At 47.3% G+C, this 21801-nt stretch carries 16 protein-coding genes and 1 pseudogene; 12 read left to right on the top strand and 5 right to left on the bottom strand.

The genetic code is table 11. From position 1 onward, the window contains the following. The first annotated feature begins 73 nt into the window (after window positions 1-73). Window positions 74-2971 carry a DUF1156 domain-containing protein gene (locus N39L_RS15720; RefSeq protein WP_014275691.1) on the top strand — a complete coding sequence of 966 codons (2898 nt, stop codon included), beginning with the start codon at window positions 74-76 and terminating at the stop codon, window positions 2969-2971. A gap of 150 nt (window positions 2972-3121) precedes the next feature. On the opposite strand, the gene N39L_RS15715 is transcribed toward N39L_RS15720, so the two are convergent. Further along, the gene (locus N39L_RS15715; RefSeq protein ID WP_286133304.1) at window positions 3122-3244 is read right to left on the bottom strand and encodes a hypothetical protein; all 123 of its coding nucleotides are present in this window, start codon (window positions 3242-3244) and stop codon (window positions 3122-3124) included. Window positions 3245-3958: 714 nt separating this feature from the next. Here N39L_RS15715 and N39L_RS15710 point away from each other — a divergent pair. The 3 genes from N39L_RS15710 to N39L_RS15700 are packed head-to-tail and all read left to right on the top strand — an operon-like array spanning window position 3959 to window position 4678. Continuing rightward, window positions 3959-4090: a hypothetical protein gene (locus N39L_RS15710; RefSeq protein WP_286131377.1), complete on the top strand. Its 132-nt coding sequence runs from the start codon at window positions 3959-3961 to the stop codon at window positions 4088-4090. A 35-nt stretch (window positions 4091-4125) separates the two neighbouring features. Next, a complete protein-coding gene (locus N39L_RS15705) occupies window positions 4126-4353 on the top strand; it encodes a hypothetical protein (RefSeq protein ID WP_006615903.1) in 228 nt (75 codons plus the stop codon). Beyond that, a complete protein-coding gene (locus tag N39L_RS15700) occupies window positions 4340-4678 on the top strand; it encodes a type II toxin-antitoxin system PemK/MazF family toxin (RefSeq protein ID WP_006615904.1) in 339 nt (112 codons plus the stop codon). Before N39L_RS15705 ends, N39L_RS15700 begins: the two co-directional genes overlap by 14 nt. On the opposite strand, the gene N39L_RS15695 is transcribed toward N39L_RS15700, so the two are convergent. Then, window positions 4653-4946, bottom strand: coding sequence for a PIN domain-containing protein (locus N39L_RS15695; RefSeq protein ID WP_014275688.1), 294 nt, complete (start codon window positions 4944-4946; stop codon window positions 4653-4655). The genes N39L_RS15700 and N39L_RS15695 overlap by 26 nt on opposite strands. A 1564-nt stretch (window positions 4947-6510) precedes the next feature. Further along, window positions 6511-6801: pseudogene (locus N39L_RS15690) on the bottom strand (aspartyl protease); the annotation flags it as partial. Window positions 6802-6889: 88 nt separating this feature from the next. Between N39L_RS15690 and N39L_RS15685 the strand changes: the two are divergent. The 6 genes from N39L_RS15685 (at window position 6890) to ppk1 (ending at window position 17780) form a co-directional block, all read left to right on the top strand. Continuing rightward, the gene (locus N39L_RS15685) at window positions 6890-10024 is read left to right on the top strand and encodes a DEAD/DEAH box helicase (RefSeq protein WP_014275687.1); all 3135 of its coding nucleotides are present in this window, start codon (window positions 6890-6892) and stop codon (window positions 10022-10024) included. A 298-nt stretch (window positions 10025-10322) separates the two neighbouring features. After that, a complete protein-coding gene (gene atpD / locus N39L_RS15680) occupies window positions 10323-11780 on the top strand; it encodes a F0F1 ATP synthase subunit beta (RefSeq protein WP_014275686.1) in 1458 nt (485 codons plus the stop codon). 127 nt (window positions 11781-11907) lie between these two features. Beyond that, a complete protein-coding gene (gene atpC / locus N39L_RS15675; RefSeq protein WP_006617134.1) occupies window positions 11908-12324 on the top strand; it encodes an ATP synthase F1 subunit epsilon in 417 nt (138 codons plus the stop codon). 521 nt (window positions 12325-12845) lie between these two features. Then, complete coding sequence (gene dnaK / locus N39L_RS15670; protein ID WP_006617135.1) at window positions 12846-14759, top strand: molecular chaperone DnaK; 1914 nt, start codon at window positions 12846-12848, stop codon at window positions 14757-14759. A 104-nt stretch (window positions 14760-14863) separates the two neighbouring features. Beyond that, entirely contained in the window at window positions 14864-15340 is a 477-nt protein-coding gene (locus N39L_RS15665; protein WP_014275685.1) for a DUF4112 domain-containing protein, read from the top strand. Window positions 15341-15620: 280 nt separating this feature from the next. Beyond that, window positions 15621-17780 (top strand): polyphosphate kinase 1, encoded by a 2160-nt coding sequence (gene ppk1 / locus N39L_RS15660; protein ID WP_006617904.1) that lies wholly within the window; start codon window positions 15621-15623, stop codon window positions 17778-17780. A gap of 116 nt (window positions 17781-17896) precedes the next feature. On the opposite strand, the gene psbC is transcribed toward ppk1, so the two are convergent. Both psbC and psbD read right to left on the bottom strand, forming a co-directional pair. Beyond that, the gene (psbC, locus tag N39L_RS15655) at window positions 17897-19279 is read right to left on the bottom strand and encodes a photosystem II reaction center protein CP43 (RefSeq protein ID WP_006617905.1); all 1383 of its coding nucleotides are present in this window, start codon (window positions 19277-19279) and stop codon (window positions 17897-17899) included. Continuing rightward, window positions 19263-20321 (bottom strand): photosystem II D2 protein (photosystem q(a) protein), encoded by a 1059-nt coding sequence (gene psbD, locus N39L_RS15650; RefSeq protein WP_006620420.1) that lies wholly within the window; start codon window positions 20319-20321, stop codon window positions 19263-19265. Before psbD ends, psbC begins: the two co-directional genes overlap by 17 nt. 104 nt (window positions 20322-20425) lie before the next feature. Between psbD and N39L_RS15645 the strand changes: the two genes are divergently transcribed. Both N39L_RS15645 and N39L_RS15640 read left to right on the top strand, forming a co-directional pair. After that, window positions 20426-20998 carry a photosystem I assembly protein Ycf4 gene (locus N39L_RS15645; protein WP_006617907.1) on the top strand — a complete coding sequence of 191 codons (573 nt, stop codon included), beginning with the start codon at window positions 20426-20428 and terminating at the stop codon, window positions 20996-20998. A gap of 10 nt (window positions 20999-21008) precedes the next feature. Beyond that, a complete protein-coding gene (locus tag N39L_RS15640) occupies window positions 21009-21788 on the top strand; it encodes a peptidylprolyl isomerase (protein ID WP_014275682.1) in 780 nt (259 codons plus the stop codon). Window positions 21789-21801: the final 13 nt, after the last annotated feature.

Below are 21801 nucleotides of genomic sequence, written 5' to 3'. Positions count from 1 at the left end.
TCTCCCACCTCTGGTTAGGACGGCTTTTTTGCTGGGGAAAACGCGCCCTGTTCACCTTTCCTCCTGGGAAATTATGTCGGAAACTTACACCAACCGCCCCCGCCTGTTTATTGAAAAAATTATGCCGATAAAACTCCTCAACGAGCAGGTATATTTTGAAAATGGCGGCAATCCTTTTAAGGGACTACATCGCTGGTATTCCCGGAAACCTCTGTCTTTTTCGCGGGCTTCGGTGTTGGCTTCGGTGCTACCGGCGGATATTTCTATGGATGAATTCCAGTATCTTTTTGGGGTGTATTCGGAGCAAGCATTGGGGTATTTGCAGCAGTCGAATTGGCTTGAGGACAAGGAGGAGAAAATAACCTCGTCGGTGAGACTCTACAAAACGCCGCCGAGTCCAAGGTGCATTGGGCGGGTGCATGACTACTGCGAGAAGGTGTGGGGAAAGCGGACTCCTGTGGTTTTGGATGCTTTCGCAGGGGGCGGTAGCATCCCCTTTGAGGCGGCGCGATACGGTTTTGAGGTGTATGGGTCGGATTTGAACCCGGTGGCTGTGGTGACTATGAAGGCGGCTATGGAATACCCCCTCAAGTTTGGCCCTGATTTACAGGTGGATATTGACAAGTGGGTGCAGTGGGTTGGAAATGAGGCGGAAACTCGACTGGCTGCTTTTTTCCCCTCCCCAGAAGGGGAGACTGTACAAAATTATTTATGGGCGCATACTGTACAATGCCCTAGTTGTAATTCTACTGTGCCTCTCAGTCCGAATTGGTGGCTTTACAAGCGCCCAGAAAAGCAGAATTTACACAAGTGGTGTGCGGTAAAACCGATTCCTAAACCGGCAGAAAAACGGGTCGATTTTGAGTTAATCAAAGGCCGCAAAGGGAAGGGTTCGACGATACATACAGAGGACGGAGATTTTGACCCGAATGATTACAATACCATCAGCCGGGGAGTCGGAAAATGTCCGAATTGTGGGAATGTGATTGAGGATGATATAATTAAATCTCAGGCACAAAAGGAAGGTTTGGGTCATCAGTTATATGCAGTTGCTTATAAAAAAGGCAAGGGAAGTTTAGAGTTTAGAACGCCGGCAGAAATTGATTTAAATGCGTTTCAAAAATCCATTGATTTTAATGTTGATAAAATTAACGAATTAATTACAGATGAATTAGTCCCTAACCCAGAAGTTTTCTATGGCGAAAAAACCCAAGAATTGCTCCGATATGGCATGAAAAAATGGCATAGTTTATTCAATCCCCGGCAACTCTTAACCCTGGTCACTTATGCAGAAATTATCAACGAAGCCAAAGAGAAAATTCGAGCCGAATGCGAATTAGAAAAAGCTGCCAAAATTGAGTCGGTGGAAAATGATGGGGAAGCAGTGGCAGAAATTGAGGATTATTATCGCGGGAAATTAGAGGCGATCGCCACTTATTTAGCTATGGTAATGGATAGGTGCGTTGATGTTAATTGCAGATTGTCAAATTGGCATCCAGGCATAGGAAGTGCAGCGCGTGCTTCTGCACAACACTCTCTAAATCTCATGTGGAACTATCCTGAATTTCAAGGATATGAAAAGTTATGGGGTCAAATGTCTAAATTTGCTTATGACTATACAAAACTCTGCAAAATGTTTGGAATGCGATCGCATTCGACAGGCATTCCGGGCATCGAAAAATACGATCCGAAAACGATTAAAATCGATTTATGCTCCGCTGACAGTCTGTGGCATATAGGGGATAAATCAGTGGATGTTATTGTCACCGACCCCCCCTATTATGGAACGATTCAATATGCGGAACTCTCCGACTTTTTCTATATTTGGCTTAAAATAACATTGGGGGATATATTCCCGGACTTATTTTATGTAGAATTGACCGATAAAGACCGGGAAGCCGTCGCCAACCCGTCGCGGTTTCGGAATATGGGAATAAGTCCGGACGAACTAGCCAACCAGGACTATGAGGCAAAAATGGCATTAGCTTTCGGGGAATATCACCGAGTCTTGCGCGATGATGGTATTATGACAGTGCAATTTAACCATAAAGACTCCGGCGCGTGGGATGTTTTAGCGAAATCTCTGATTGATGCTGGATTTGAGATAACCGCTTCTTGGGCTGTCAGTACCGAAAACCCGCAAAACCTGCACCAAGCCAAGAAAAACAGCGTCTCCAGCACCGTCCTTCTCGTGTGTCGTCAGCGAGACCCCAACGCCGGACAGGCTTGGTGGGAAGACCTGCGCCCGGAAGTGGTGAACCTGGTGGAAAAGCGAGCCCCGGAGTTTGAAGCCAATGATATCACGGGAATCGACCTATATTTGAGCGCCTTCGGTCCGGCGTTGAATGTGTTTTCCCGCCAGTATCCGATCCTGAACAGTAGCGGGGAGGAAGTGCGCCCAGAGGAGGCTTTCGCGGAAGCCAGGAAGGCGATCGCCAATTACCGCTTCCGCAGCCTGGTGGGCTCAGAAACCGCCGGATTTGACGCTTTGAGTCAGTGGTATCTGTTGGCTTGGGACGCATTCCGAGCGAGAGAGTTCCCCTACGACGACGCGCGCCAATTAGCTTTGGCGATCGGTGGTTTCAACGTCACGGACCTAGTGAAAACCCACAAACTCCTAGACTCAGCTAGTGGGACTTGCAAACTCTTGACCCCCCAGCAGCGCCTGAAGAAACGGGCTTTTTCGGTTCAGGAAAAGGAATTTTCCGGGCGTTACCTAGTGGACGGACTCCATGGGGCGATCGCTATTTACCAAGAGGAACAAAACCTGCAACAGGTGCGCCGTTTCCTGCAAAATACGGGGTTAGTGACCAACGACCTATTCATGAAAATTTGGGAGGTGGGGTTAAAGGTAATTCCCGATACAGTCCCGGAGCGGGAGGCTTTAGTAAACCTGCGGCTGGGTGTAAAGGAGATTAAGGATAAAGTGGTACATGAGCAGTTAACATTAGACTTAAAATTAGACCCCTAGCCCCAAAAAACGGGTAACTGGTAGGGTGCGTCAGAGGGATAACCTACTGGGTTAACGGCAAATTTTATGGCTCTGACGCACCACTGACGCACCACCCTACAATTATTAATCATCAAGGGTCAATTATCGGGTGGAGTGGGGCGGGTTTATTTATATCCCGGTGGGGTCCGAGTTAACGTAGGGTGCGTCAGAGGGATAACCTACTGGGTTAACGGCAAATTTTATGGCTCTGACGCACCACTGACGCACCACCCTACAATTATTAATCATCAAGGGTCAATTATCGGGTGGAGTGGGGCGGGTTTATTTATATCCCGGTGGGGTCCGAGTTAACGTAGGGTGCGTCAGAGGGATAACCTACTGGGTTAACGGCAAATTTTATTCATCTGACGCACCACCCTACAATTATTAATCATCAAGGGTCAATTATCGGGTGGAGTGGGGCGGGTTTATTTATATCCCGGTGGGGTCCGACAATTGACAGCCAGAGAGAGGGCGGGTTTATTTATATCCCGGTGGGGTCCGACAATTGACAGCCAGAGAGAGGGCGGGTTTATTTATATCCCGGTGGGGTCCGACAATTGACAGCCAGAGAGAGGGCGGGTTTATTTATATCCCGGTGGGGTCCGACAATTGACAGCAGAACCCGCCCCTACAATTATCAATGGTTAATTATCAATGGTCAATTATCAATTATCCGGTGGGGTGGGGCGGGTTTATTTATATCCCGGTGGGGTCCGAGTTAACGTAGGGTGCGTCAGAGGGATAACCTACTGGGTTAACGGCAAATTTTATTCATCTGACGCACCACCCTACAATTATTAATCATCAAGGGTCAATTATCCCGTGGAGTGGGGCGGGTTTATTTATATCCCGGTGGGGTCCGACAATTGACAGCCAGAGAGAGGGCGGGTTTATTTATATCCCGGTGGGGTCCGACAATTGACAGCAGAACCCGCCCCTACAATTATCAATGGTTAATTATCAATGGTCAATTATCAATTATCCGGTGGGGTGGGGCGGGTTTATTTATATCCCGGTGGGGTCCGACAATTGACAGCAGAACCCGCCCCTACAATTATCAATGGTCAATCATCAAGGCGATCGCTGATGCTATAATCAAATAATCGTATCTATAACAATCGATAACTAAGATGTCGCCCGCTAAAGAAATCTCAATTTCCTTACCAACATCCCTAGTACAATTTATTGAGAACTATAAAATTGCCAAAGGATGTCAATCCCCTGACCAAGTGATTGAATTAGCTTTAGAATTATTGAGAAATCAAGAACTAGAATCCGCTTACAGAGAAGCATCTAGTGAAATTGATTCCGCGTGGGATATTACAATTGCCGATGGATTAACCGATGAAACGTGGTGAAATTTACTATGCTAATCTCAGTCCGGCGGTTGGTTCGGAAATGGATAAACGCCGTCCCGTGCTGATAGTAAGTAACGATGCAAATAACCGCGCAGCGGATACAGTGACAATTCTACCCATTACCTCTAATGTGACTCGCGTTTACCCTTTTGAAGTGTTAATCAATCCAGAGGATAGCGGTTTATCCAAGCCTTCCAAGGTGCAAGCGCAGCAGGTGCGAACTATTTCTAAACAAAGGATCGGTGGGGATACAGTGGGTTTTTTGAGCCAGGAAGTTATGGAAATAGTAGAGACTGCCCTCAAACTGCACTTAAAGCTAGATTAAATTTCATCACGATCGCCATTGATTCATTCACCTTTGCTAACCGGCTCTCGAATGTAGCCAGGGGCAATTTCCATGGGATAGCTAACTCTAAATGGGCGGCATCATAAGCGGCTAAACCTTCTTTTCTTACCAGAGGAAATGTGGCAGATAACGCCTTGCTATCGGTAGCGAGATAGACTTTAATTAACAAAGATTGTAATAAAGCGATCGCTCTCTTGTGGTGGGGCGGGTTTATTATGATTTCCGTCAGGAGGAGAGGTATTCGCAATTATCAATCATCAATTATCCCGTGCGGTGGGGCGGGTTTATTTATATCCCGGTGGGGTCCGAGTTAACGTAGGGTGCGTCAGAGGGATAACCTACTGGGTTAACGGCAAATTTTATTCATCTGACGCACCACCCTACAATTATTAATCATCAAGGGTCAATTATCGGGTGGAGTGGGGCGGGTTTATTTATATCCCGGTGGGGTCCGAGTTAACGTAGGGTGCGTCAGAGGGATAACCTACTGGGTTAACGGCAAATTTTATTCATCTGACGCACCACCCTACAATTATTAATCATCAAGGGTCAATTATCGGGTGGAGTGGGGCGGGTTTATTTATATCCCGGTGGGGTCCGAGTTAACGTAGGGTGCGTCAGAGGGATAACCTACTGGGTTAACGGCAAATTTTATTCATCTGACGCACCACCCTACAATTATTAATCATCAAGGGTCAATTATCGGGTGGAGTGGGGCGGGTTTATTTATATCCCGGTGGGGTCCGAGTTAACGTAGGGTGCGTCAGAGGGATAACCTACTGGGTTAACGGCAAATTTTATTCATCTGACGCACCACCCTACAATTATTAATCATCAAGGGTCAATTATCGGGTGGAGTGGGGCGGGTTTATTTATATCCCGGTGGGGTCCGAGTTAACGTAGGGTGCGTCAGAGGGATAACCTACTGGGTTAACGGCAAATTTTATTCATCTGACGCACCACCCTACAATTATTAATCATCAAGGGTCAATTATCGGGTGGAGTGGGGCGGGTTTATTTATATCCCGGTGGGGTCCGAGTTAACGTAGGGTGCGTCAGAGGGATAACCTACTGGGTTAACGGCAAATTTTATTCATCTGACGCACCACCCTACAATTATTAATCATCAAGGGTCAATTATCGGGTGGAGTGGGGCGGGTTTATTTATATCCCGGTGGGGTCCGAGTTAACGTAGGGTGCGTCAGAGGGATAACCTACTGGGTTAACGGCAAATTTTATTCATCTGACGCACCACCCTACAATTATTAATCATCAAGGGTCAATTATCGGGTGGAGTGGGGCGGGTTTATTTATATCCCGGTGGGGTCCGAGTTAACGTAGGGTGCGTCAGAGGGATAACCTACTGGGTTAACGGCAAATTTTATTCATCTGACGCACCACCCTACAATTATTAATCATCAAGGGTCAATTATCGGGTGGAGTGGGGCGGGTTTATTTATATCCCGGTGGGGTCCGAGTTAACGTAGGGTGCGTCAGAGGGATAACCTACTGGGTTAACGGCAAATTTTATTCATCTGACGCACCACCCTACAATTATTAATCATCAAGGGTCAATTATCGGGTGGAGTGGGGCGGGTTTATTTATATCCCGGTGGGGTCCGAGTTAACGTAGGGTGCGTCAGAGGGATAACCTACTGGGTTAACGGCAAATTTTATTCATCTGACGCACCACCCTACAATTATTAATCATCAAGGGTCAATTATCCGGTGGGGCGGGGCGGGTTTATTTATATCCCGGTGGGGTCCGACAATTGACAGCAGAACCCGCCCCTACAATTATCAATTATCAATTACAAAATAGTTAAATAAGTATCCATTGAGGTTTCTGGTAATAGCTTTAATTGCTGATTTTTTAAATCGAGTTCAATTCCTAATGCTTCCAGAGGCAAAACCCCCAAAAGCGCCTCGCGTCCTCCCGGTAATTCTAAGCATTCAAAAGTTCCTTCTCTACCCAATAGGGAAATACTAGCGTCTCGGAAAACTCTGGCTTTACTGAAGCCGTTAGCGGTGGCTACATCAACTTCTTTGAGTAATTCCAAACCCCATTGAGCGATCGCATTGGAAGGGAGGCATAATATCGTTGTGTTGGGGCGGGTTTATTATAGTTGTGGTGAAGAGGAGAGGTATGATAAATTATCAATTATCAATTATTAATTATTAATTATATCCATGCTTCCCGATCGCACCTGGCGCAGCAGCTACTCTACCAACGAAAATAACCCGATTATTGACTTTTATATTCCGGCTTTGGAAAACTGTAGTCAGTACGATCGCAAGTCGGGATTTTTTGCCAGCGGGATCCTCAGCCGAGTCGCCGCCGGGTTGGGTTCCCTGTTGCATAATGATGGGAAAATGCGGCTGATTATGGGTTGTCAGTTTCAGGCGGAGGACTTGGAGGCAATTCGACAGGGTTACAGCCTGCGGGAAACTTTGGGCGATCGTCTAAAAGCCTCCCTCACGCCGCCGCAGACCTTCGTGCAACTCCGACATTTCGAGATCCTCTCCTGGCTGGTAGAACACGATCGCCTAGATATAAAAATCGCCGTCCCCCTCAAGTCCGACGGAATGCCAGAAACCCCCGAACAGCAGCTAGACCCTCAACACATTTTCCATGAAAAAGTCGGCATTTTTACCGATAATGATGGCAATCAGTTGGTGTTTTTCGGGTCCAATAACGAAACCCCTAGCGGCTGGGAAAAGAATATCGAATCATTCCACGTCTACTGTACCTGGGAAGGCGGTAGGGAAGCCGAACGGGTCCATGAGGAAGTATTCCGGTTTGAACAACTTTGGCAAAACTGGGCTCCCAATGTGAGGGTGTTTGAAATACCCGAAGCCGTCCGCGCCCAACTGCTGCGCTACACGCCCATATCCAAACCCACCTGGGAACCGGCACAGGAATTTGAGACTACAGGGGATGACCCACCGCCGCCACAAGTTGCCGATACCGCCGCCGAATTGAGTCAGGAAGTGGAAGCCTTCGCCGCCCTGTTGGACTTACCGAACTCTCCCGGTTGTCTGGACTTCTGCCTAAAATCCATCCCTGTGCAACTCTGGCCCCACCAATTGAAAATCCTGCGCCGGGTGGCGGAAACCTTCCCCCGCAGTTTCCTGATCGCCGACGAGGTGGGGCTGGGTAAAACGGTGGAAACGGGGGCTATCTTGCGTTATCTGCTGGTTAGCGGTCGGGTAAAACGGGTGTTGGTGCTGGCTCCGGCTAGTGTTCAGTCTCAGTGGCACGAGGAACTTAGGGAAAAGTTTAACCTGCACTTCTGGAGTTACGGACAGAAAGAATTTAAGGACCCCTACGGGGCTGTATCAACGGTCAGAGAAGCCGAAAACCCCTGGAACCGTCACCCCCTTATCGTCGCGTCTTCTCACCTGGTGCGTCGCCGGGAACGCAGCCAGGAACTATTGGCAGCGGAACCCTGGGATTTGGTGGTCCTTGATGAAGCGCACCACGCCCGCCGCCGGACTCCGAAAGCACACCAGGATACCCCTAACAGCCTCCTGGAGTTGATGGGACAACTGCGCGATCGCACCAGGTCGCTGTTGCTGCTGTCGGCGACTCCTATGCAAATAGACGCGATCGAGGTGTTTGACCTGCTGGAGTTGCTGGGACTCTACGGACACTGGCGCTACGGGGAAAACTTCTGCGACTACTTCGCTTCCCTCTCGGAACCGCCAGACCCGTTTATCCTGGAGTTATGGCAAAATATGTCTGTGGATTACTTCCGGGGGGGCGGGGAACCTTGCTCGCGCCTGCAAGGGTTTCTGGGCGATCGCGATCGACTACTAAGCTACAAACTACAGGATATCTGGCAACGGGGTCAAAGGATGGTTAACCCTAAACAACTCTGTGGGGATGAGTCCTTTGTGGCTAGTTCCCGCCAATACCTCAGTACGAATACTCCCCTAAAAGACCTGATGTTTCGACATACCCGCGACACGCTGCGAGAATATTACCGCCTAGGACTGCTGGAAGAAGATATCCCCCGCCGGGTGGTGACCGACAACGCGATTTCTCTGGAAGGCGATCGCGAAATTCCCCTCTACCAAGCAGTTAGCGATTATGTCCGCCACTTCTACCGCCTCGCCCAAAAGCACGATCGCAAGGCTTTGGGGTTTCTGATGACTCTCTACCGCAAGCGCCTCACCAGTTCGTTTTATGCGATTCAAGAGTCCCTTAAACGGCGTTTACTCCGTTCTAATATCACGCCGGATGACCTGGTGGACCTCGAAGAAGCCGAAGATGTGGCGATCGAGGGTTTGCAGCCTTACCTCGAACAGGTAGACCCCAAGGAAATTGAGTATTTGGAAGATTTGCTGCGACAGTTTGAAAATACCGGGGAGGATAGTAAGTTGTCGTTTCTCCTGGAAACTCTGCGCCGGGAGTTCCTCGAACGCGATAGCGCGATCGTTTTTACCCAGTATACTGATACCATGGACTACCTACGAGAACAGTTGCGATCGCTTTATGGCGATCGGCTGGCCTGCTATTCGGGGCGGGGCGGGGAACTTCCCGTCCAAGACCCTGAACCTTCCTGGCGGGTGGTTCCCAAGGGGAAAATCAAAAACCTGTTTCGCCAAGGGGAAATTCAACTCCTCCTCTGTACGGAGTCAGCCAGCGAAGGGCTCAATTTGCAAACCTGCGGGGTTCTGATTAACTATGATTTACCCTGGAACCCTATGCGAGTTGAACAACGCATTGGCCGCGTAGACCGGATCGGGCAACGCTACCCGACGGTTAAGATCCACAACCTCTACTATGATGGCACGGTGGAAGCTAAGGTTTACCGCCGCCTGCGAGAGAGAATAGGCCTATTTACTAATGTGGTGGGGAACCTACAGCCTATTTTAGCTCGGGTTCCCACGTTTATCGAGCAGGCGGTGATGAGTGCTGACCCGGAAGAAGAGGATGTGCTGATGGCCTCTTTTGAGGATGGCTTCCTCACTGACTCCCTCAACCCCTCCCTCGATGAAATGGTGAAAATTGATGTAGAGGCAGACCTGGCTCAGTTGCGCCACTCCCTGCCACGGTCTCCCCTCACTTGGGAGGCTCTGGAAACCCTGTTCTCCCATTCCCAGATACTCCGGGCGGCGGGGTTTCACTTCCAAAAAGAGGGCGATCGCCTTTGGACTCTCTTCTCTGGGGAAAATGGCGATCGACACCGGGTCACTTTTTCCCCGCAGGTCTTCGAGGCTGACCCAGACCTCCCATTGATTACCTGGGGAGACCCCCTCTTTCACCTCCTCCTCGAAAGGGTTAGGGCTACCCTCGAAAAAACAGCCCCCAGGGGTTGACAACCACCCAGAGTTAATGCTAAGATATTGACATATCGCTACATAATTGAATATTTGCCGTTATAAAAAAAATGGTTATATCTCAATTATACTAAATGATAGCATAACTAAAAGCAAAAAGCAACCCCGCCAACTGAGTGCAAAAGAAATTGGGGCGGCGGGGGAAAATTTTTAGGGTTTGCTCAGGGAAGTTGTTCTTGATGTCTCCATAGAGTGATACCCTAAGAAATGGCAATATTAAATTCTTCTAAAGCTTGCCGAAACATCGGATTAGCGAAATAAGGAAATAGGCGAAAGCATGGTCAGCACCGCAGAAAAAACAAAAATCGGCTACATTACCCAAGTAATTGGTCCAGTTGTAGATATTAAGTTCCCTGATGGCAAACTGCCGGAAATCTACAACGCTCTGAAAATCTCTGGCAAAAACGAAGCCGGCCAAGAGATTTCCGTGGTCTGTGAAGTTCAACAACTTCTTGGTGATAACCAAGTGCGATCGGTTGCCATGAGTGGCACAGATGGCTTGGTTCGCGGTATGGAAGCTACAGACACTGGCAGAGCGATTCAGGTTCCAGTAGGTTCTGGAACCCTAGGTCGGATCTTTAACGTTGTTGGTGAACCTATTGATAACCTGGGTCCGGTTCCCAATGATGAAACTTCTTCTATCCACCGCCCGGCACCGGCTTTCGTAGATTTGGAGACTAGCCCATCAGTCTTTGAAACAGGTATTAAAGTAGTAGACCTGTTGGCTCCCTATCGTCGTGGAGGCAAAATCGGCCTGTTTGGGGGGGCTGGTGTTGGTAAAACTGTAATTATTATGGAGTTGATCAACAACATCGCTAAGGCTCACGGGGGTGTTTCCGTGTTTGGTGGTGTGGGAGAGCGTACCCGCGAAGGGAATGACCTCTACAACGAAATGATCGAGTCCGGGGTAATTAATAAAGAAGATCTGCCTCAGTCTAAGGTGGCTCTGGTTTATGGACAGATGAATGAACCCCCCGGAGCGCGGATGCGGGTGGCTCTGTCGGCTCTGACAATGGCTGAATACTTCCGTGATGTCAGTAAACAAGACGTTCTATTATTTATTGACAATATCTTCCGGTTTGTACAAGCGGGTTCGGAAGTGTCTGCACTCCTGGGACGGATGCCTTCTGCTGTGGGATATCAGCCCACCTTGGGCACGGAAATGGGTGAGCTGCAAGAACGGATTACTTCTACTAAAGAGGGCTCAATTACCTCTATCCAAGCGGTATATGTTCCGGCTGATGACTTGACAGACCCGGCACCGGCTACTACTTTCGCTCACTTGGACGCGACTACTGTATTGTCTCGTGCTTTGGCATCGAAGGGTATTTATCCGGCGGTTGACCCCCTCGATTCTAGTTCGACTATGTTACAGCCTAGTGTGGTCGGGGAAGAACACTACCAGACTGCTCGTGCTGTACAGTCTACTTTGCAGCGCTATAAGGAACTGCAAGATATTATCGCGATTCTGGGTCTTGATGAACTTTCCGAAGAAGACCGCCTAGTTGTGGCTCGGGCTCGGAAAATTGAACGCTTCCTATCTCAGCCTTTCTTTGTGGCTGAGGTGTTTACTGGTTCTCCGGGTCAGTATGTGCCCCTGGAAAAAACTATTAAGGGTTTCCAGATGATTCTCAATGGAGAACTAGACCACCTGCCAGAACAAGCCTTTTATCTGGTCGGTGATATCGATATGGCGATCGCTAAAGGCGAAAAAATGAAGGCTGAGAATAAATAACTCGGTCTGAATTAACCTGGAAAGGTGTAGTTAGAGAGTCAGAGTCAGAGGAGATAATCCGCCTGATTCTGATTCTTGAGTGCAAAAAAGGCGCTTCAATTGTGGATTTTACTATTAATAACTGAAAATGACATTAACTGTGCGTGTTATAGCCCCAGACCAAACGGTTTGGGATGATACGGCTCAAGAGGTGATTCTCCCAAGCACTACAGGTCAGCTTGGTATTCTTAGTGATCACGCTCCCCTACTAACGGCTTTAGATCCGGGAGTTATGAGGGTGAGAGCTAAAAATGAATGGATGAGTATTGCCCTAATGGAAGGGTTTGCTGAAGTTCAAAACAATGAAATAACTGTTCTGGTCAATGGTGCCGAAAAGGGTACAAATATTGATGTTGAGAAGGCTCGCGAAGCCTTTAATCAAGCTCAAGCAGCCCTAGAAACTGCTAACGCTGGTGCTAATGTGCAGGAACAACTGAAAGCGAAGCAAGGGTTGAAGCGTGCCAGAGCCCGTCTACAGGCGGCGGGTGACAAGGTGGTGGAATAACCAGTTTCTGGTGAAATCAACCACCAAGAAAGAAGAGACAAGGCGTGCTTATAGACAGGGCGTGCCTTGTCTGTGCGTTTTTTATGAAAAGGTTTAGTGATGGTTTTTCAGACTGTCAATTAAGTGAACTAGCCAACGATACAGGAGAGGATAGTTGCTAATTGATCAGCATTGTCGATAATTGCCGTTTGGCGGTAAATACAACCGGGGGGTTAGGGTTTGCCACCATATCAAATGCGATCGCAGCCTATACAGTATTAAATATATATCGCAAATAGCGAGGAAAGGTTAGTTGACAAGGAGTTTAACCGTCCCCTAGAGGTTCGGTAAATACCCCTTCATGAAAATGACTAACCGCCCACAGTATAGAGATAAGAATCGATCCTGAAGATCTTATTCAAATAAGAACCCCCGGACTAAATTAAAGTTTCCAGGTTTGACCTGTGGTCAGATACTTGGGTGAATCGATAACGCCTGAGTAAAGCCGATTTTGTAGTTATGATAGGAGCAAAGACACCAATATGGGAAAGGTAGTTGGAATTGACTTAGGAACCACAAACTCTTGTGTAGCGGTAATGGAAGGTGGTAAACCCACCGTAATCGCTAATGCTGAGGGTCTTCGCACCACCCCGTCAGTAGTTGCTTATGCTAAAAATGGCGATCAGCTAGTGGGACAAATCGCCAAGCGCCAAGCGGTAATGAACCCCGACAACACATTCTATTCAGTAAAACGGTTCATTGGCCGTAAGCAGGAAGAAGTTAGTAATGAGTCTACAGAAGTTTCTTACAAGGTTCTCAGAGACAGTAGCGGCAACGTTAAGCTAGACTGTCCGGCACGAGATAGACAATTTGCGCCAGAGGAAATTTCCGCCCAGGTACTACGCAAACTGGTAGAAGATGCTAGTACCTATCTAGGGGAAACGGTAACGGAAGCTGTAATCACTGTTCCGGCTTACTTTAATGACTCTCAACGCCAAGCGACTAAGGATGCTGGTAAAATTGCTGGTATTGAAGTTAAGCGGATTATTAACGAGCCTACGGCTGCTTCCCTAGCCTATGGGATGGATAAAAAAAGCAATGAGACTATTTTAGTCTTTGACCTTGGGGGTGGTACTTTTGATGTTTCCATCCTAGAAGTGGGTGATGGGGTATTTGAGGTATTGGCTACCTCTGGTGATACTCACCTGGGTGGTGATGACTTCGACAAGAAAATAGTGGACTACCTCGCTGGGGAGTTCATGAAAGGAGAAGGCGTTGATCTGCGTAAGGATAAACAGGCGCTACAACGGCTAACAGAAGCGTCGGAAAAAGCGAAGCAGGAACTATCTAGCGTTACCCAAGCTGAAATTAACTTGCCGTTTATTACGGCGACTAGCGATGGTCCTAAACATTTGGATATGACCCTGACCCGCGCTAAGTTTGAGGAAATCTGCTCTGATTTAATTGACCGCTGTCGTATTCCTGTGGAAAATGCGATCCGGGATGCGAAACTGGATAAGTCTGCTATTAATGAAGTGGTAATGGTGGGCGGGTCTACTCGTATTCCGGCGGTTAAGGAGTTGGTTAAACGGGTTCTGGGTAAGGAACCTAACCAAACGGTCAACCCTGATGAAGTGGTGGCTGTGGGTGCGGCAATTCAAGCGGGTGTTCTGGCTGGTGAGGTTAAGGATATTCTGCTGCTAGATGTTACCCCTCTGTCTCTGGGTGTGGAAACTCTGGGCGGTGTGATGACTAAGATTATTCCCCGTAATACGACGATTCCTACTAAGAAGTCTGAGGTGTTCTCAACTGCAGTTGATGGTCAGACTAATGTGGAGATTCACGTTCTCCAGGGTGAACGGGAAATGTCCAATGATAACAAGAGTTTGGGAACTTTCCGCCTAGATGGGATTCCTCCGGCTCCCCGTGGTGTTCCTCAAATTGAGGTAACTTTTGATATTGATGCCAATGGTATCTTGAATGTTACCGCTAAGGATAAGGGTACTGGTAAGGAACAATCTATCAGCATTACTGGTGCTTCTACTTTACCGGATACGGAAGTTGAACGTATGGTTAAGGAAGCTGAAAAGAATGCAGCCACCGACCGTGAACGCCGCGAACGTATTGACCGTAAGAACCAGGCTGATACTTTGGCTTATCAGGCTGAAAAGCAAATTTCGGAACTGGGTGATAAGGTTCCGGCTGAGGATAAGTCTAAGATTGAGGCTATGATTAAGGACTTGCGGGATGCGATCGCTCAAGAAAATGATGATCAGATTAAAACCTTGACTACTGATCTGCAACAGGCGCTATATACTCTCAGCAGTAATCTATATCAGCAAGCTGGTGGCGCAGCGCCGGGTGCTGAAGGGCCTGGACCGGGTGCGGGTCCCAATGATGGTGACGGCGGCGGTTCTGATGATGTGATTGATGCGGACTTTACCGAGGCTAAATAAGTTAGTTAAGGTTGGGTATTGCACATAATTAGACTCGGATTCACTGATAGAGGGTATTATATTAATATCCCTCTATTTTTTTGGGAATTTGTCGAGGAGGTTCTTTGAAAAAAGCGATCGCATTACGAGAACTCAGACAATTTAGTGATTTTTTAGATCGAGCTATTCGGATTCCGGGAACTTCCCAAGGTATTGGTTTAGATCCTCTCATCGGATTAATTCCCGGTGGTGGTGATTTATTGGGAGCGGTATTAGCTGGATATATTGTGTTTAGGTCTTTCCAATTAGGTCTACCTAAGAAATTATTGCTGATTATGACATACAATATTGTTATAGATACGGTGTTAGGAACTGTGCCTATATTTGGTGATTTATTTGATGTCCTTTGGAAAGCCAATGTTAAAAATGTCGATATTTTAGAATCCTATTTAATGGATTCTGAAGAGGAAGATATAACCAATATTAACAACTATTCAGATGGGGATTTTAGGGGTAAGGGTTGCCTGATATTTACGGCGGTGTTATTCAGCATACTAATCCTAATTTTGGCATTAATAATTATCCTGGCTATAACAGGTTAAATAATGTGGAATTACCTAGATATATGGGCAGAAATTCTGGATAAAGCAGGATTATATATCAAAGGGCGATCGCTTTAATCATACTTAACCAAAATTTAACATATAGTAACTGCCAGAATAATTAGGGAGTTGGCTGTTCCCTGTGGTAAGGAAAGACCAGGTACAGCTTATCTATACTTTTCAGTGTTAAACTTCCTATAGTATGTATTAACTGTTACCCGATTCAGGTATTATCCAATCAATCACCTGTTTCCCTGACTCCCAGGATGAATTTGAGATTATGGCAAAATCTAAAAAAACCGACAACTCCACATCTGTCAAAATTGACATGAGGGACCCTCAATACTTTTTTAACCGAGAACTTAGTTGGTTAGAATTTAACCGCCGGGTACTAGCGGAAGCATTAGATTCTCGCACGCCACTATTAGAGCGTCTAAAATTTATGGCAATATTTAGTTCCAATTTAGACGAATTTTTTATGGTGAGGGTAGCCGGGTTAAAACGACAAATGGAAGCCCATGTTAATAAACTTACCCCTGACGGTAGCACTCCCAGACAGCAGCTTACAGAAATTCACGAAAAGTTGCTACCCATGGTATCTGAGCAACATAATGTTTTCGATAAAACTATCAAAGCTGAACTCGCCCAACATAATATTCACCTACTAAACTACATCGACTTAAATCAGGAACAGCGTAACTATTTACACGAGTATTTCGAGTCACAAATTTTCCCAGTTCTCACTCCGTTAGCCATTGATAGAAGCCATCCTTTTCCCTACTTATCTAACCTCAGTCTTAATCTAGTGGTGGTGCTAAAAAATCCCGAAACTAACGAAGATTTATTAGCTAGAATTAAAGTCCCGAAACTATTACCTAGATTTATTGCACTTCCCAACCAATCCCATAAACCCGAAGAAGGCGAGAGTTATTTTTGGGCGGGAGTTCCGATTGAACAGCTAATTGCTCATAATTTGGAATCTCTATTTCTGGGAATGAATATTCTGGATTACTATCCTTTCCGAATTACCCGGGATGCGGATTTATCGGTTCAGGAGGATGAAGGGGATGATTTATTACTAGCAATTGAACAGGAGTTAAGGAAGCGGCGTTTAGGCGGTTCTGTGGTGAGATTAGAAGTAAATACCGCCATGCCCCAGTATATCAGAGATATGCTAATGGAGGAACTAGAAATAGCTCCAGAGGATATTTATAGCTTAGATGGACTGCTAGACCTGAAAGATTTGATGTCGTTTATATCCCTTCCTATACCGGAGTTAAAAGATGCTGATTGGACTCCGGCTCTACCCAAATGGTTAGCTGATAGTGATGAAACTACCTGTTCGAGTAATGGTGAACTGGAAAAGGATATTTTTGCGATTATTCGACAGGGTGATGTATTGGTGCATCATCCTTATCAATCTTTTTCAGCAACAGTACAGCAGTTTATTACCCAGGCGGCGGATGATCCGAATGTATTGGCGATTAAGATGACTTTGTACCGAACTTCTGGGGATTCGCCAATTATTAATGCTCTGATTGCGGCGGCGGAGAATGGTAAACAGGTGGCGGCTTTAGTGGAGTTAAAGGCGCGATTTGATGAGGAAAATAATATTCATTGGGCGCGGAAGTTAGAACAGCGGGGAGTTCATGTGGTTTATGGGGTGGTGGGGTTAAAAACCCATACCAAAATTGTGATGGTTGTGCGCCATGAAGAAGGTCATATCCGCCGTTATGTTCATATTGGTACGGGAAACTATAACCCCAAAACGGCGAAACTTTATACAGATTTGGGGTTGTTTAGTTGTCGGGAAGAGTTGGGAGAGGATTTAACGGATTTGTTTAATTTCTTGACTGGGTATTCTCGCCAACAGTCCTATCGGAAATTGCTGATTGCGCCTGTGAATATGCGCGATCGCTTTTTGGGTTTAATTCGCCGAGAAATTGACAACTGTAACGCCGGGAAGACGGGGCGAATTGTGGCGAAGATGAATTCTTTAGTTGACCCGGAAATAATTGCTACTCTTTATGAGGCTTCCATGGCGGGAGTAACGATTGATTTAATTGTGCGAGGGATTTGTTGTTTACGTCCGGGGGTGAAAGGAATTAGTGAAAATATCAATGTAATTAGTATTGTGGGGCGATTTCTGGAACACTCTCGGATTTTCTATTTCCACAATAATGGTGAGGAGGAGGTTTATATTGGTTCAGCAGATTGGATGCCAAGAAATTTGAACCGACGAGTAGAGGCGATCGCACCCGTGGAAGAACCGAAACTTGCCAAAGATTTACAGGAAATCCTAGGGATTATGCTATCAGATAATCGTCATGCTTGGGATTTACAGTCAGACGGGATTTATATTCAGCGTCAACCGGCTGATAAGGCTCCTCAACTAAGCGCCCAAACAATTTTTATGGAAACTGCGGAAACGGGGAAATAAAGTCCCATCAAAGGGCAAAAAAACCCCACCGTTTATAGGTGGGGTAAATTGTCGTAACTGTTAAGAAATCAATCTCCAATTCCCCCTGTTATCAAGGGAGAATTAAGGAGACTGAATTAGTCTAGGTCAGGCATAGCGAGAACTGGCTCAGTCTCGCGATCAATTCCTTTTTCAAAGCCAGCCACAGCAGCGCGGGCGCGACCTGCGTGCCACAAGTGACCAATCAGGAAGAAGAAAGCGAGAATAAAGTGAGAAGCAGCCAGCCAAGCACGGGGGTTAACGTAGTTGAACCCTTGAGCTTCGGTAATGATACCGCCTACGGAGTTGATAGAACCGTTAGGAGCATGGGTCATGTACTCAGCAGCGCGACGTACTTGCCAAGGCTGAATGTCATTTTTGAGTTTGTTCAGGTCAAGGCCGTTAGGTCCACGCAGAGGCTCAAGCCAGGGGCCTTTGAAGTCCCAGAAACGCATGGTTTCACCACCGAAGATGATTTCACCAGTGGGGGAGCGCATCAGGTATTTACCCAGACCAGTGGGGCCTTGGGCGGAACCGATGTTAGCACCGAGTTTTTGGTCACGAACTAGGAACACAAAGGACTGAGCTTGGGATGCTTCAGCGTTAGTGGGGCCATAGAATTCGCTGGGATAAGCGGTGTTGTTAAACCAGACGAAAGCGGAGGCAATGAAAGCCATCAGAGACAAAGCACCGAGGCTGTAGGATAGATAGGCTTCTCCAGACCAGATGAAGGCACGACGAGCCCAACCAAAGGGCTTAGTCAAGATGTGCCAAACACCACCAGCGATGCAGATCAGACCGATCCAGATATGACCGCCGATGATATCTTCCATGTTGTCTACACCAATCATCCAACCTTCACCACCGAAGGGAGCTTTCAGCAGGTAGCCAAAGATTACCAACGGGTTGAGGGTAGGATTGTTGATGATACGAACGTCACCACCACCAGGAGCCCAAGTATCGTAGACACCGCCAAGGAACATGGCTTTGAATACGAGTAAAAGGGCACCGCAGCCCAACAGAATCAGGTGATAACCGATGATGTTGGTCATTTGGTTTTTATCTTTCCAGTCGTATCCGAAGAAGGAGGAATATTCTTCCAGGACTTCAGGACCACGAACAGCGTGATAAATGCCACCTAAGCCGAGAACTGCAGAGGAGATCAAGTGTAGTACGCCGACGACGAAGTAGGGGAAAGTGTTAATCACTTCACCACCAGCGCCGACACCCCAACCTTGGGTAGCCAAGTGAGGCAACAGAATCAGACCTTGCTCGTACATGGGCTTTTCGGGAACGAAGTGGGACACTTCAAACAGGGTCATTGCCCCAGCCCAGAATACGATTAGTCCAGCATGGGCTACATGAGCGCCCAGCAGTTTTCCAGAAAGATTGATTAAACGAGCGTTACCAGACCACCAAGCGAACCCTGTGGATTCTTGGTCGCGACCGCCTAAGTAAGAATTGCTAGAGAGCGTTACCACGCGGTAATACCTCCTCAGGGAATACAAAGTTTTGATGAGGTTGATCGGCTGGAGCCATCCAAGCGCGAATACCCTCGTTGAGCAGAATGTTCTTAGTATAGAAGGTTTCAAACTCAGGATCTTCTGCTGCGCGCAGTTCTTGTGACACGAAGTCATAAGCCCGCAGGTTTACAGCTAGACCCACTACACCGATGGAACACATCCACAGGCCTGTTACGGGAACGAACAGCATGAAGAAGTGTAACCAACGTTTGTTTGAAAAAGCAATACCGAAAATTTGAGACCAAAAGCGGTTGGCTGTCACCATGGAATAGGTTTCTTCCGCTTGGGTGGGTTCAAAGGCTCGGAAGGTGTTAGAACCTTCTCCGTCTTCAAACAGGGTGTTTTCTACTGTAGCACCATGAATAGCACATAGTAGCGCACCACCGAGGATGCCAGCAACTCCCATCATGTGGAAGGGGTTGAGAGTCCAGTTATGGAATCCTTGGAAAAATAGGATAAACCGGAAGATGCCTGCCACCCCAAAGCTGGGAGCAAAGAACCACCCGGACTGACCCAAGGGGTACATTAAGAATACGCTCACGAACACGGCAATAGGGCCGGTGAAAGCGATCGCATTATAAGGACGAATGCCAACCAACCGGGCGATTTCTAACTGACGCAGGCAGAACCCAATCAGTGCGAAAGCTCCGTGCAGGGCAACAAAAGCCCATAAACCCCCTAATTGGCACCAGCGGGTAAAGTCCCACTGAGCTTCGGGACCCCACAGGAACAGTAGGGAGTGGCCCAAACTGTTGGCGGGGGTGCTGACGGCAGCGGTCAGGAAGTTGCAACCTTCTAGGTAGGAACTGGCGAGTCCGTGGGTGTACCAAGAGGTAACAAAGGTGGTTCCTGTCAACCATCCCCCAATCGACAGATAGGCGCAGGGGAAAAGCAGGATACCCGACCATCCCACAAATACGAACCGATCGCGCTTCAGCCAGTCATCGAGGACATCAAACCATCCTCTGGTGACTTGAGGGCGCTCGACTGCTATAGTCATTTGAGAACGTTCCTCGGGATTTTTTAAGGATCATGCTTTATTAAGCAAGTTAACATAAATATATATTACAGTTAACATTTTTGGCAAAGGTTTATGAGATTTTTATGAACACACAGACAGAAAAGGCCGCTATGGGCGATCGCATTCTTGAAAAGCAAATCTTAGGTTCGCGTCGCTTCAGTAACTACTTTTGGGCGACCACAATCACTGTTGGCGGGGTAGGTTTTCTGCTGGCTGGGCTTTCCAGCTATTTAGGCAAGAACCTGTTACCCTTTGCTGACCCCTCCCAATTAATTTTTCTACCCCAGGGGCTGGTCATGGGACTGTATGGCACTGCTGCCATATTATTAGCGACATACCTATGGCTAGTCGTTATCTGGGATCTTGGTGGCGGTTATAATAAATTTGACCAGGAAACTGGGGAAATCCAGATTTTTCGTTGGGGGTTTCCTGGCAAGAACCGCCGGGTTGAGTTCAACTGCAATCGTTCCCAAGTCCAATCTATTCGGGTAGATATCAAAGAAGGACTTAGCCCCCGTCGCGCCTTGTATCTAAAATTAAAGGATAGGCGGGAAATTCCTTTAACCAGGGTAGGCCAGCCTATGGCTTTATCTGACCTAGAAAATGATGGGGCCCAACTCGCTAAGTTTCTACAGGTTCCCCTGGAGGGACTTTAACATCAGCTAGATGAAAAATAGACTACTCACAATGATTAGAGGGTGGCTGTGGCTTTTGTCTCTGGTAGCGCTGGTTATGGTAACTGGCTGTGGCAGCCCATCAACTGGGGACTCCATGGATGCCCAAAATACCACGCCACCCGGCAGCAGTCAAAGGGCTGCTTCGATTTCTGCAACTAATAATTCAAGCATAATGAGTAATTTATCAAGACTCGAAGGAAAGGCAACTATTGTCATGACGGTTAACGGATCGCCGATTACTATTGAAGTGGACGGCGAAGCCGCCCCAATTACGGCGGGAAATTTTGTAGATCTCGTTAATCGTGGGGTTTATGATGGGGTGTCTTTTCATCGTGTCGTGCGCGACCCACAACCTTTTGTGGTTCAGGGTGGCGACCCCCAAAGTAAGGATGAAACTGTTCCGACTTCTCGGTTAGGTACAGGGGGATTTATTGACCCGGAGACTTCCCAACAGCGCTATATCCCCTTGGAAATTAAACCGAGGAATGCGGATGAACCTATTTATGGCAAAACCTTTGATCAGGCTAAGATTAATGTGGCTCCCGTATTAAGCCATACCCGGGGGGCGGTAGCTATGGCTCGTTCAGCATTACCTGATTCTGCTTCTTCTCAGTTCTATTTTGCTCTGTCGGATTTGCCTTTCCTCGATGGCAATTATGCGGTTTTTGGCTATGTTGTCGATGGTATGGCGGTTGTAGACCAAATTGAACAGGGCGATCGCATTGAGTCGGCTAAGATTATTACGGGGTTAGAAAACCTCAAAAATTAGCAGATTGTTACGA

The sequence above is a fragment of the Limnospira platensis NIES-39 genome (genome assembly GCF_026000695.1).
GTDB classification, from domain to species: domain Bacteria; phylum Cyanobacteriota; class Cyanobacteriia; order Cyanobacteriales; family Microcoleaceae; genus Limnospira; species Limnospira platensis.
This window is presented reverse-complemented; position numbering and strand designations above follow the sequence as displayed.

Excerpts from the sequence above, each read along its gene's own strand:
- N39L_RS15720 (WP_014275691.1), top strand. The coding sequence starts at position 74 with ATGTCGGAAACTTACACCAACCGCCCCCGCCTGTTTATTGAAAAAATT.
- N39L_RS15710 (WP_286131377.1), top strand. The coding sequence starts at position 3,959 with ATGGTCAATTATCAATTATCCGGTGGGGTGGGGCGGGTTTATTTATAT.
- N39L_RS15705 (WP_006615903.1), top strand. The coding sequence starts at position 4,126 with ATGTCGCCCGCTAAAGAAATCTCAATTTCCTTACCAACATCCCTAGTA.
- N39L_RS15700 (WP_006615904.1), top strand. The coding sequence starts at position 4,340 with ATGAAACGTGGTGAAATTTACTATGCTAATCTCAGTCCGGCGGTTGGT.
- N39L_RS15685 (WP_014275687.1), top strand. The coding sequence starts at position 6,890 with ATGCTTCCCGATCGCACCTGGCGCAGCAGCTACTCTACCAACGAAAAT.
- atpD (WP_014275686.1), top strand. The coding sequence starts at position 10,323 with ATGGTCAGCACCGCAGAAAAAACAAAAATCGGCTACATTACCCAAGTA.
- atpC (WP_006617134.1), top strand. The coding sequence starts at position 11,908 with ATGACATTAACTGTGCGTGTTATAGCCCCAGACCAAACGGTTTGGGAT.
- dnaK (WP_006617135.1), top strand. The coding sequence starts at position 12,846 with ATGGGAAAGGTAGTTGGAATTGACTTAGGAACCACAAACTCTTGTGTA.
- ppk1 (WP_006617904.1), top strand. The coding sequence starts at position 15,621 with ATGGCAAAATCTAAAAAAACCGACAACTCCACATCTGTCAAAATTGAC.
- psbD (WP_006620420.1), bottom strand. The coding sequence starts at position 20,321 with ATGACTATAGCAGTCGAGCGCCCTCAAGTCACCAGAGGATGGTTTGAT.
- N39L_RS15645 (WP_006617907.1), top strand. The coding sequence starts at position 20,426 with ATGAACACACAGACAGAAAAGGCCGCTATGGGCGATCGCATTCTTGAA.
- N39L_RS15640 (WP_014275682.1), top strand. The coding sequence starts at position 21,009 with ATGAAAAATAGACTACTCACAATGATTAGAGGGTGGCTGTGGCTTTTG.